This is a genomic window from Vibrio sp. R10-SG3-ISO3 (assembly GCF_059834225.1).
In genome coordinates, this window is sequence record NZ_JCBDHE010000019.1 from 16570 (window position 1) to 28198 (window position 11629).

The following is an 11629-nucleotide window of genomic DNA, read 5'->3' on the forward strand; positions in this document are numbered from 1 at the left end:
CGATGTTTTTAGACGCGTGCCCACTTTCTGATTCGCGGCACAGTTGGTGCTTTGGTGACCAAGAATACCGCCAAAGCGGCTAAAACAAAGCCCATCACGCCCATCGCATCGAACGATTCACCAAACATCAACCACGCTTGGAAGGCGGTGACGGGCGGAACCAGGTAAAACACCGACGCCACACTCGACGCCACGCCATTTTCCACCATATAGAGTAGCAAGAGAATCGCAATGCAAGAGAGCACGACCACCATCCATACCAAGGTCATGATAAAGGCAGGAGACCAAACAATCACATTGGTTTCAAAGGTCAGCGCGACGGGTACAAACAGCAGTCCCGCGGCAAAATACTGCACGGTGGCCCCTCCAACCATATCCACGCCTTGGCAAAAACGCTTTTGGTACAGGGTGCCCAATGTAATGCCGATGAGCGACACCAAACAGACGGCAACCGCTAAGGTTTTGTGTTGCTCGGATTGCCAGTCCATTTTACCCATAAGCACAAGGCTAATACCCGCAAACCCAATCACCAGCCCTAACCACTGCGAGGGTTTAAACGAGTGCTGAGTAAAGACCACCAACAAAAACGCAGTAAGAATGGGTTGCAGACCAACCAACAGAGAGCTAAGACCCGCAGGCATACCAAGATGGATCGCAAAGTACGTACCGCCGAGATAAAAGCCGTGAATGAACAGCCCTACCACGCCACTATGAAGTAACGCTTTACCTCTCGGCAAGCGACGACGAAGTAGCACAATCAACAGCAGGAATAACGCGACGTTGGCGATCATTCGCAGTGACAACAAGGTCGCTGGCTCGGCGTACTGAAGACCAAACCTTGCTCCAACAAACCCCGATGCCCAAAGCACCACAAACACAAAAGGGATCAATCGCGCCCACATACACATTCTCCTCGCTTTTTATTCTGTTTTAACGTTACTGTAGTGGGTACAGGTTGATTTTAAAGGCACAGATCAGGTTAGTTTTATGGGTACAGAAAGATGGACAGTCGCAGCAAGTATCGCCAAGTAGAGCAGCTCATTCGCCAAGGTATCGAGGAGGGTCGATATGCCAGTGATGACAAATTGCCCTCTATCCGCACTTTATGCACGGAGTTAGACGTGGGCAAAAACACCGTCATTCGTGCCTATCAAGAACTCGAGGCGCAAGGCGTGATTTATACGCAGCAGAGATCGGGCTACCGAGTCAGCGCGAAAACGACACCACCGGCCCCCACTCAAAGGCCCATGCAAGTCGATTTACTGAGCGCTTGCAAAGAGATTCTCACCTACACCCCAAGCCAAGAACGGCTCGTAACCGGGTCTGCACACCCTTTTATCGACACACCGGCGATCAAAAGCCTGTACGCCGAAATTGGCCGCCACAGCCGACGCCAAGCACACATTCCTAGCCATTACCAACTGCCACCGGGGAACGATTTGCTGATCCGGCAGCTGGCGAAAATAAGTCATGATTTGGGGGTGGATGCACGCGGTGAGTCTTTGTCTGTCACCCATGGTGCCCAACAAGCGATCAGCCTCGCCCTGCGTGCACTGACACAGCCAGGCGACATCGTCGCGGTCGAATCGCCTTGTTACTTTGGCAATCTGCTACTGATGGAATCGCTGGGCCTTAAAGTGGTAGAAGTGCCGAGTTGTCCTCGAGATGGCTTAGATCCGAACGCACTTGAACAAGCACTTGACCGCTGGGATATTAAGGCGATTTTAGTCACTCCCAACTTTACCAACCCAACGGGAGCCTGCATGCCACTCGCGGCCCGTATTCGATTACTAGAGGTGTCAGGCGCGGTGCCCATCATTGAAGATGATGTGTTTGGCGCATTGGCCTACGACCAAAGCATCACGCCACTGAAAACACTCGATAAGGACAACCGGGTCATCTATGTCAATTCGCTCTCGAAGATGCTCGATTCGCGGTTGCGGATCGGCTGGATTATGGCGGGTCAATACCAAGCGCAGATTGAGCGTTACCTGATGAGCGATAACATGGGCAGCCTTAACCTGATGCAGTCTGCCGTGGCAGAGTTTCTCACCACCGGTAAATACCGCTCGCACGTGCAGAAAATGCGCCGGCTCTATCAGCACAACACTAAACTGTTTATCACCCAGTTGGATCTCGCCTTGCAGCGCTATCCCACCCTTTCAGGTCGCTATTCACTACACCAACCGCAAGGCTCTTTTTTAGTCTGGCTAACCTTGCCCGACCACTGCGACAGTCAAACCATCTATCAACACGCGAAGCCACGTGGAATAAGCCTTCTGCCCGGCTCACTCTTTGCCACCGGCACGCAGTACCAACACTCGATGCGCTTTAGCTGCGCCAACTTAACCTCCACCGCGGATTGGCAGCAAGGTATTGAGGATTTGGCAAGCCTCATCGCTCAATCCTCTCACTGAGTCTTGTTAGACAAGTAAAAGGGAGCCTGTGATTACCCTCACAGGCTCCCTTTTGTCTTTTTCGCTGATTGATTTAGGCGGCAGCTTTCTTTAAGCGGATAATGGCTTTAAGCAGATGATGACTTTAAGCACCTGACTATATTACGCGTTAGAGGCTTTGCGATGCCCTTCTTGCAGGTGGACAAAATCCACCAAATCGTCACCAGATACCTGATACGCCTGACCAAATCCCTTAACGAACAAGCCCTGCTCTGCTTTGAGATTAAACAGCACAAAGTCTTGCAACTGACTCAAGCCATCAATGATCTCACCAAAGCGCTCTTGCATCTGCGCGATCACTTGTCGCCATTGCTCGCTTTCTCGCTCCACAACGTGTGCAGTGGCATCAAAGGTTAAGCGCTTGCGAGCAAAGAGTTGCTTGGAGCTGTCTTCATCTTCAATCAACATGATGGACACCGTCGGATTCGCCTGCAAATTGCGCGCGTGACGGGCAATCTCAGAAATCAGCACAAAGTATCCCTCTTGATTTTGTACAAACGGCGCGTAACTGACATTGGGTTTGCCATGTTCGTCGACTGTCGCCAACTGCAATGTCTTACGCGCTTGACGAAATTCTTTGATTTCTGGACCTAAGCGACCTTGCAAGCGTTCCTGCTTGACCTGTTGTTCCATGTTGAGCTCCTGATTGTCTTTCTCAATTTTATGATTGTTGTTAAGTCCTGGCCGTGCGCGGCTACTTTGATAAACCTTTATAATGCGCATGCCACTGGTGAAACTGTTCAACCTGACTCGCAATGAGTTCACGTTTTTCATTGCGCCCCAAGTAGATCTTGAAGATGTTGTTGCCCTCTTGACTAAAGAAACCAAAATAGTGGCTCTCACGTCCCATAAAAGGCTTACTGACTAAGGCAATCGCAAGTACGTTTTCGAGTTTGAGATGCCCATGCATCTGACCTTCGCGTCCTATTAGGTTGTAGTAGCCGCGGGCCACTTTCCCTTTTGGAAACGGCGCTTTTACTTCAAAAATAGAGCCAAATGAGTGGACTATTGTCGTCACTGGCCCAAAGTCAACCAACGCTTCCAGCATAACTTGCGCATGGTCGCCCGAGATCAAGGTCACCATCTCCGTCGGCAAAGCGGCCACCACGTCATACTCACTGACTCCTAACTGCTCTGCGATGGCAGCAGGCAATAATGCTGGGTCGCTGTCTAATAGCGCTGCGACTTGCTGAGCAAGCGTGTCTGGCTGTTGGGTCTTTGTCATTACTGAATCCATAAACGTTCCATTTCTAAGCGATTGAACCGACATGATGAGGGCTCATTGAGGCGGGTTGATAATAAAATTGTAGAACCTTGATCGCCGCTTGTGCCAAGTCTTGAGGTTTTATCCGCGAAGGCAAAATGCAACGGATCAGAGGTTTCTTTACCGAGCACTGATTCATCAAATTGATGGATATCCAACATGCTATTTACTCGCTTAGCGCTTGTCAGCTCTTGCTTCGCGCCAAAATCTTAAAAACTGGACAAGATCATAATTCCGCGTTAATGATAATGCAATTGATAATTGATCTTATTTGCATTGTAAGTAATAATCTTGGCAATTTGTTGATGTCGGACAAGAGAATTCACCGTGAATGTCAAACGCTACACTATCGCAGGAACGCTCTCACTAGCGGTTCACGGGGCCATATTACTCGTCGCTCATGAAGCGAAAGTATTTGCGATGCCCGCGGGAACGCAGTCTCAAAGTGTCTCAATTAACTTTAAAGCAGCGGCAGTTCCAGCGCCTAGTGTCTCGCCAGAGGCCGACCTGCCCGTGAAACCGGAACCTGCACCGATCGAAGCGGCAGCTATTGCCGAGCCGATCCCGACACCGATGTCCACGCCAGATAAACCTGCGGTGAAGACAGACACAGCTATTGTGAAACCGGACACAGCTGTAGTGAGGCCAGACAAAGCTGCGGTTAGACCAGAAAAAACAATAGTGAAAAAGCCGGTCAGCAAAGACCCAATCAAAAAGGTGGTCGCCAAACAAGAAACGACGAAACCAGTCGTGGCGAAAACGCCCCCAAAAAAGGCGGCGCCTAAGCCGAAAGAAACTGCCAAGGTGGCCAATACTCAGGCAGCGCCTGCCAACGCCAAGCCAACAGAAGCAACACCGGCTGAGCCTGCCCCAACGGACACCGCAAAGGTCCCACAAAAAGCCAATCAAGGCGCCAGCGCGCAGCCCATCTTGGTCGAGAAGCCCTCTTTCTTGAGTCGCCCAACCGCGCCTCACTACCCAAGACTGGCGAGAAAACGGGGCTTGGAAGGCGTCGCTTTGTATGAAATTTGGCTCGACGATGAAGGAAATCAAGTCAAACAGGTGCTTATCAGCTCATCCGGAGCCACCTTGCTCGATAAATCCGCGTTGGATGCGATTAAGCAGTGGCAGTTTTCTCCTCACACTGTGAATGGGCACTCCATGGCCCACCGCGTGCATATTCCCGTTCGTTTTAAGTTGGATCGATAATGGAACACATTGAACAAATACAGCAACAACTGGGCCTTATGGCTTGGCCCTTGATTTTCTGCTCTGCACTGACGGTCATGATCATCCTCGAACGCTTGTTCCAAGTTCTGGTTAGCACCGGTGTTGGCAAGCGCGCCGTATCAAGAGAACTCAACCAACTGAGCCCGACGGACAATCAAGCCATTGAGCAACTTGCGAAACGTTGGTCACCACGTCGCCCGCTACTTTTCAAGGGTGTGGCCATGGTCTTAGCCCACCACTCCTTTGCGAAGTCACTTCGAGAAGATGTGGCCGGGATGTGGTTACAAGAAAAACGCCACCAGCTCAATTCTGGGTTGCGCCTATTGACCTTGATTGGCGTCATCAGCCCGTTGATCGGATTGCTCGGCACCGTGCTTGGGCTGATTGAGATGTTTAAAGGCGTGGCGGCCTCTTCGGGTAACATCACGCCCAATGATCTGGCTGACGGCCTTGGCCTCGCCATGCGTACCACCGCTGCAGGGCTTTTGATCGCGCTGCCCGCCATCGCTGGCGCGCAGTTGCTGGGATTGTGGGCCGACCGCGTTACCGCCAAGCTCGAGCACACATTAAATTACGTCAATTTATGGTTGGAAGGGGTCAGCGTGCAAGCCAATACACCACCGATGACCGTGACCAAAAACTCTGATGAGCATGTTCACCCCATCCGAGAAAAGCGAGTGAACGCATGATCAAGTTACCCCAAAATGAATCACGATTTGGGCTGACACCGGATCTCACACCACTGCTCGACATCATCTTCATCGTGATGGTGTTTTTGATGCTGACCGCGGCGGTAAAACTTGATTCATTGGAAGTGGATCTGCCCACCACAGACTCGAATCAGGTGTCTACGGTGGATAAGCGCTCTCTGACCATCAACATTCTCGATGCGGCGCCGCATTGGGCGATAGACGGCCAAACCTATCTCGATTGGCACAACTTTACGCTCGCTTTGCTCGAGCAACACCAATCGAACCCGCAACCGATCGTTATCGGCGCAGAGAAAACCGCCGACGTTCAGCATTTGGTCAAACTGCTGGCCTACTTACAAGAAAACGGCATTCAAGCCACGCAGCTGCTGACTGAGCAGCCCAATTAATTTAAGGCAAACCTTGTTTATGACTCAACGTACCACACTATCTCAGCACCCTAGCCAGACAGCGCGTGCTACACGAACTTTCTCAAAAGCAAGATGGGGACGCACGATCGGCCGCCTCACTGCGGCGGTGTCACTGTGTGCGCTCTCGCTCACCGCCTTCTCTCACCATGCGATGGCAAGTGAGCGCATCATAAGCGCCGGCAGCGCCGTTACTGAGCTATTGATTGCGCTAGACCAGCAGCAAAGTCTCGTTGCGGTGGATGTCACCAGTGAGCTGCCAGAGGGACTCACACTACCCAAAATTGGCTATCATCGCCAACTGTCATCAGAGGGGCTATTGGCTTTAGGCCCGAATCGACTCATTGGCTCCGATGAAATGGGCCCCGCTTCTGCGCTCGCTCAGCTTAAATCAGCGGGCGTCGCGGTGGATATTGTCAACACCAAACCGACTGCCGAAGGTCTACTTGAGCGCATTGATGAGATTGCCGCGCTGACGGATTCTAGCGAGCATGCTGCGCAACTCAAGCAGAATGTCGAGCGTCAACTGGCCAATTTAGAGCAGCGCCGTCAGCAGATCGCGACGCCGAAAAAAGTGCTGTTTTTGTTGATACATGAAGGTCGCCCCGCCAACGTCGCCGGTGCCGACACCACGCCTAACGCGATTATTGAACTTGCGGGCGGCATTAACCCTGCAGCTTCGACACTTTCTTCCTACAAACCGCTGTCGAGTGAGGCGATGGTCGAGATGCAACCCGACATTATCCTCGTCAGTGGCCGCAGCTACCAAAGCTTGGGCGGTGCGGATGAGATATTAAAAAAGTTACCGATGCTCGCCGCCACACCTGCGGGTCAAAACAAAGCCTTCATCCAAATTGATGGTCATGCTTTAGTCGGTGGATTGGGGCTGAAAAGTTTGGCTGAAGCGGAGCGCATCAGCGCGTTGCTGCTATAACCCGCCACTCAAGCGACAAGCCTCAGACTGGCAACATACAAGACTGGATTGTGACTTTAACGCTATGATATTAAACCTATGATTTTGAAAAGAATCCCGCTACCCATTACGCTCGGTCTTTTTGCTGTCTTGCTGCTTATCACAGCGATCAGCTCAATCACCGTTGGGCCAATGAATATTGGATTTATCGAGAGTGTACAGAGCTTGTTGCTTAAATCGGAGCAACTGGCACCGCACGTGCATTTGGTGATCCATGAAATTCGCTTTCCGCGTACCCTACTGTGTATGTTAGTCGGCGCGATTTTAGCCCTGTGCGGCACGGTGATGCAGGGGCTGTTTCGCAACCCACTGGCCGAGCCGGGGATCATTGGTGTCTCTGCTGGGGCCTCCTTAGGGGCAGCGATCGCCATTGTGATGTTTGCCGATGTGTTCGCCGAATACCCAACCTTGATGAATATCGCCGCACTGCCCATGTTTGCTTTTTTGGGCGGCGCGTTAACCACGGTCCTGGTCTACAAATTGGGCACCAGTAAGCTCGGGACGTCTGTCACCATCATGCTGCTAGCAGGGGTAGCGATCAGTGCCCTCTCTGGGGCAGGCATTGGCTATATGAATTTCATCGCGGACGATCAAATGTTGCGCGATCTGTCGCTCTGGTCGATGGGCTCACTGGCGGGCGCAAACCTCACAAGCCTTGCGCTTTGTAGCGTCACCTTGCTGATTCTTGGCGCTTGCTTTTATCGACGGGCGATGGCGCTCAATGCTCTCTTGCTTGGCGAAGCGGAGGCGGCGCATCTTGGCATCGCCGTTCAGCGTCTCAAACGTCAGTTGATTCTACTGACCGCCATTGGCGTTGGGGTCACGGTGAGCGTCTCAGGGATGATCGGCTTTATTGGCTTAGTGATTCCCCATTTAGGACGCATGTTGACCGGACCAGATCACCGCAGCCTGTTGCCTATCTCTGCACTGATGGGCGCACTGCTGCTTACCTTTGCCGATATGTTTTCTCGTGTTGCGGTCGCCCCAGCTGAACTGCCTGTAGGCATCGTCACGGCGATCATTGGCGCACCGTTTTTCATCTATCTGCTGTTTCAACAAAAAGGGAAGATTTTGTAATGGACGCTCCATCCATCTCCGCTCAAGGTCTGTCGATGCACTTTGGTCAGCGCTGTGTATTGGATAACATCGACCTTGATATTCACGCCGGAGAAGTGACTGCGCTGCTCGGGCCAAACGGCGCGGGGAAAAGTACCTTGCTGAAATTGTTGTGTCGGGAGATCCCTTCACGTCACGATATTCGCTATTTTGGCCGCGCAGCAAACCAATGGCCAAATGATGAACTGGCCAGACACTTAGGCATGCTTCCTCAGCACAGTACCCTGAGTTTTCCGTTTCTTGCCCATGAAGTGGTGGAGCTTGGGGCAATACCGCTCAACTTGGCGCACAAACAGACCCAAGCGGTAGCGGCTAAGTACATGTCGCTCACCGATGTCAGCCACCTGAGTGAACGCTTGTACCCCTCCCTGTCTGGCGGAGAGAAACAGCGCGTGCATCTCGCGCGAGTGTTAGTCCAACTCGATCAGTCCGCTGAGAAAAAAATCCTCATGCTCGACGAACCGACCTCCGCACTGGATCTGGCCCATCAGCACAACACACTGCGAATTGCACGCCAATTAGCCGATGAACACCATACCGCCGTCGTCGTCGTGTTGCACGACCTCAACCTCGCGGCGCAATACGCCGATCGACTTGTGATTCTGCATCAGGGAAAAATTGCTTGTGACGCCAAACCTTGGCAAGCGTTAACGCCAAGTCTCATCGAGCAGGTGTACGGCTACCAAGCATTAATCAATCGCCATCCCTCGTTGGACTTCCCCATGGTAATGCCCGCTGCGTAAATCTTAAGAGAGCAGGCGCCGTCTTAAGCCGGCGCGATCCAATACACGCGCGCAAATTTCTTCCACGGATAACGAGGTGGTGTTGATGTAGGGAATGGCCTCACGGCGAAACAGTGCTTCAACATGTTCAAGCTCTTGTTGGCACTGCTGACTACTTGCGTAATCGCTGTCAGCCAGTCGGTTCTGGCGAATCTGCGTTAGGCGCTCGGAATCGATAGTGAGGCCGAACAATTTGTGCCGCACCACTTCAAACTCCGGCAATAACCTCAAACGCTGAATATCTTGCTCGATAAACGGGTAGTTCACGACCCGCAAACCAAACTGCATCGCCATGTAGAGACTGGTCGGTGTTTTACCGCTGCGCGACACGCCCAATAAAATGATGTCCGCCTCATCCAAGCCTCTGAGAGTAATGCCATCATCATGTGCAAGGGTGTATTCAATGGCGGCAATGCGGTCAAAATAGCGATGTGAATCTTTACTGACACTGCGCGAACGTTGCAACTTGGGTTTGGCCTCCATCTGAATATCGTCTTGGACTTTTTGCACCAAGCTTTCCAATACGTCGTAGCAATGCGCCGGAGCCTGCAATAGCTTGGCCCTTAGTTCACCAATCACCATAGAGAAAAACACCAGCGGCTTGACGCCGTGGGTACGATACGAGGCGTCAATCTCTTTAACTAGCGCCGCCAATTTCTCTTCACTTTCCACGAACGGAAAGGTCTTTTCATTCGCGTGAAAAGAGAACTGCCCCAAAACGACATGTCCTAATGTCTCGCACGTGAGTGCCGTGCCATCAGAAACATAGAATACATCACGACTTTGACTATCAATTTGCATGGTTTGTTGAATAGCTAAAATAATGTTGAGTAGGATGACATTCATAATATCGATAATAAAACCCTGCTGACTATTACGTCCCCCACAGCTTTTTAAATTGGTTCGCCTTTTTTTAAGTTGATACGTAATCGTTTGCTTTAAGTCCCTACAAGCTGCAATGTTTCTGGAGAAAGACATGCAAAAGAACACCCTCTGGTTTAATGGTCTATCCATGGATGATGTCGACAAAGTCGGCGGTAAAAATGCGTCCCTCGGAGAGATGGTGTCCAACCTAGCCAATGCGGGCGTGAGCGTCCCCAACGGCTTTGCCACCACCTCTTATGCGTTTAACCGCTTCCTCGACTTTGAAGGCCTAGATGACCGAATTCACCAACTGCTCGATGACCTGAACGTCGACGATGTTGAAGCCCTACGCCAAACCGGCGCCACCATACGACAATGGGTGCTTGATGCGCCATTCCCCGCCGACCTCGAAGCCGATATACGTGAGCATTATCTGCAATTGGTCGACGGTAACCCCGAGCTTTCCGTCGCAGTGCGCTCTTCTGCCACTGCCGAAGATCTTCCCGACGCCTCCTTTGCCGGACAACAAGAGACCTTCCTCAATGTCACCGGTGTAGAAGGCGTACTCGAAGCGACCAAGCACGTCTATGCCTCGCTCTTTAATGACCGCGCGATCTCTTATCGTGTGCACCAAGGCTTTGATCACCGCGGCATCGCCCTGTCTGCAGGGATCCAGCGCATGGTGCGGTCCGACAAAGCGGCCTCCGGCGTCATGTTTACCTTAGATACCGAATCGGGCTTTGACCAAGTGGTGTTCATCACCTCGGCGTGGGGGTTGGGAGAAATGGTGGTTCAAGGGGCGGTAAACCCAGACGAATTCTACGTCCATAAACCGCTTCTCGAAGCCGGTCACCAACCGATTGTGAAGAAAACCTTCGGCTCAAAACTGATCAAGATGATCTACGCCAATGACACCACGATTGGCAAACAAGTCGAGATTGTCGATACCAACGAGAAGGAACGGGAACAGTTTTCTCTGACCGATGAAGAAATCAAACAGCTTGCCCAACAAGCGATGATCATCGAGCGTCATTATCAACGCCCGATGGACATTGAATGGGCCAAAGACGGCATTGATGGCAAACTCTATATCGTCCAAGCGAGGCCAGAAACAGTCTGCTCTCAGAATGAACAAAACGTCATTGAGCGCTATGAGCTTAACGACAAAGCAAACGTGCTGGTCGAAGGACGCGCGATTGGGCAACGTATCGGCCAAGGTCCTGTGCGTCTTGTCGACTCACTGGATGAAATGAGCTTAGTCCAAGAAGGCGACGTGCTGGTTACCGACATGACCGACCCCGATTGGGAGCCGGTGATGAAAAAAGCCTCAGCCATCGTCACCAACCGTGGTGGGCGAACTTGCCATGCGGCCATCATTGCGAGAGAGCTTGGCATTCCTGCCATCGTTGGCTGCGGCGACGCCACGGAGCGCCTTTGCAGTGGCCAGGCGGTCACCGTCTCGTGCGCAGAAGGCGAATCAGGTTATGTCTATGAAGGCGAGCTGACGTTTGAGATCAAACGCTCTTCGGTCGATGAGCTCCCTCTTTTGCCAACCAAAGTGATGATGAACGTCGGTAACCCAGATCGCGCTTTCGACTTTGCCCAAATCCCCAATGAGGGCGTTGGTCTTGCGCGATTGGAGTTCATCATCAATAAAATGATTGGCATCCACCCGAAAGCATTGCTCAATTTTGACCAGCAAAGCGACGCGCTCAAAACTCAGATCCGCCAACGTATCCGCGGCTATCACGACCCTATCGACTTTTACGTCAGCAAACTGAGGTGCTGGAACTACCTGTGGGAAAGTTGCACTTAACCTTAGCAATA

12 protein-coding genes and 1 pseudogene are annotated in these 11629 nt (G+C 51.9%); 8 read left to right on the forward strand and 5 right to left on the reverse strand.

Annotated elements, in window-relative coordinates; genetic code table 11:
* Positions 1–8: 8 nt before the first annotated feature.
* Positions 9–902 carry a DMT family transporter gene (locus AC6R1A_RS05135; RefSeq protein WP_500630870.1) on the reverse strand — a complete coding sequence of 298 codons (894 nt, stop codon included), beginning with the start codon at positions 900–902 and terminating at the stop codon, positions 9–11.
* A 99-nt stretch (positions 903–1001) separates the two neighbouring features.
* Between AC6R1A_RS05135 and AC6R1A_RS05140 the strand changes: the two genes are divergently transcribed.
* Positions 1002–2417: an aminotransferase-like domain-containing protein gene (locus AC6R1A_RS05140; RefSeq protein ID WP_500633272.1), complete on the forward strand. Its 1416-nt coding sequence runs from the start codon at positions 1002–1004 to the stop codon at positions 2415–2417.
* Between the two features lie 141 nt (positions 2418–2558).
* Here the strand turns inward: AC6R1A_RS05140 and hutZ are convergent, their stop codons facing one another.
* The 3 genes from hutZ to AC6R1A_RS05155 all read right to left on the reverse strand — a co-directional run bounded on the left by hutZ (position 2559) and on the right by AC6R1A_RS05155 (position 3881).
* The gene (hutZ, locus tag AC6R1A_RS05145; protein WP_487902734.1) at positions 2559–3089 is read right to left on the reverse strand and encodes a heme utilization protein HutZ; all 531 of its coding nucleotides are present in this window, start codon (positions 3087–3089) and stop codon (positions 2559–2561) included.
* A 61-nt stretch (positions 3090–3150) separates the two neighbouring features.
* Complete coding sequence (gene hutX / locus AC6R1A_RS05150; RefSeq protein ID WP_500633271.1) at positions 3151–3681, reverse strand: heme utilization cystosolic carrier protein HutX; 531 nt, start codon at positions 3679–3681, stop codon at positions 3151–3153.
* Positions 3681–3881 (reverse strand): hypothetical protein, encoded by a 201-nt coding sequence (locus AC6R1A_RS05155; RefSeq protein WP_500630873.1) that lies wholly within the window; start codon positions 3879–3881, stop codon positions 3681–3683. Before AC6R1A_RS05155 ends, hutX begins: the two co-directional genes overlap by 1 nt.
* A 166-nt stretch (positions 3882–4047) precedes the next feature.
* Between AC6R1A_RS05155 and AC6R1A_RS05160 the strand changes: the two genes are divergently transcribed.
* From AC6R1A_RS05160 to AC6R1A_RS05185, 6 genes are all read left to right on the forward strand, one after another.
* Positions 4048–4929 (forward strand): energy transducer TonB, encoded by an 882-nt coding sequence (locus tag AC6R1A_RS05160; RefSeq protein ID WP_500630874.1) that lies wholly within the window; start codon positions 4048–4050, stop codon positions 4927–4929.
* Positions 4929–5639, forward strand: a complete 711-nt coding sequence (locus AC6R1A_RS05165) for a MotA/TolQ/ExbB proton channel family protein (protein ID WP_500630875.1) — start codon at positions 4929–4931, stop codon at positions 5637–5639. The genes AC6R1A_RS05160 and AC6R1A_RS05165 overlap by 1 nt, the downstream gene beginning before the upstream one ends.
* Positions 5636–6049 carry an ExbD/TolR family protein gene (locus AC6R1A_RS05170; RefSeq protein WP_334553309.1) on the forward strand — a complete coding sequence of 138 codons (414 nt, stop codon included), beginning with the start codon at positions 5636–5638 and terminating at the stop codon, positions 6047–6049. Before AC6R1A_RS05165 ends, AC6R1A_RS05170 begins: the two co-directional genes overlap by 4 nt.
* A 19-nt stretch (positions 6050–6068) precedes the next feature.
* Positions 6069–7001: a heme/hemin ABC transporter substrate-binding protein gene (locus AC6R1A_RS05175; protein WP_500630876.1), complete on the forward strand. Its 933-nt coding sequence runs from the start codon at positions 6069–6071 to the stop codon at positions 6999–7001.
* Positions 7002–7079: 78 nt separating this feature from the next.
* The gene (locus AC6R1A_RS05180; RefSeq protein WP_500630877.1) at positions 7080–8117 is read left to right on the forward strand and encodes a FecCD family ABC transporter permease; all 1038 of its coding nucleotides are present in this window, start codon (positions 7080–7082) and stop codon (positions 8115–8117) included.
* Positions 8117–8899, forward strand: a complete 783-nt coding sequence (locus AC6R1A_RS05185) for a heme ABC transporter ATP-binding protein (RefSeq protein ID WP_500633270.1) — start codon at positions 8117–8119, stop codon at positions 8897–8899. The genes AC6R1A_RS05180 and AC6R1A_RS05185 overlap by 1 nt, the downstream gene beginning before the upstream one ends.
* A 3-nt stretch (positions 8900–8902) precedes the next feature.
* Here the strand turns inward: AC6R1A_RS05185 and ppsR are convergent, their stop codons facing one another.
* Positions 8903–9739 (reverse strand): posphoenolpyruvate synthetase regulatory kinase/phosphorylase PpsR, encoded by an 837-nt coding sequence (gene ppsR / locus AC6R1A_RS05190; RefSeq protein ID WP_500633274.1) that lies wholly within the window; start codon positions 9737–9739, stop codon positions 8903–8905.
* A 157-nt stretch (positions 9740–9896) separates the two neighbouring features.
* Between ppsR and ppsA the strand changes: the two are divergent.
* Positions 9897–11582, forward strand: a pseudogene (ppsA, locus tag AC6R1A_RS05195) (phosphoenolpyruvate synthase); the annotation flags it as partial.
* Positions 11583–11629: the final 47 nt, after the last annotated feature.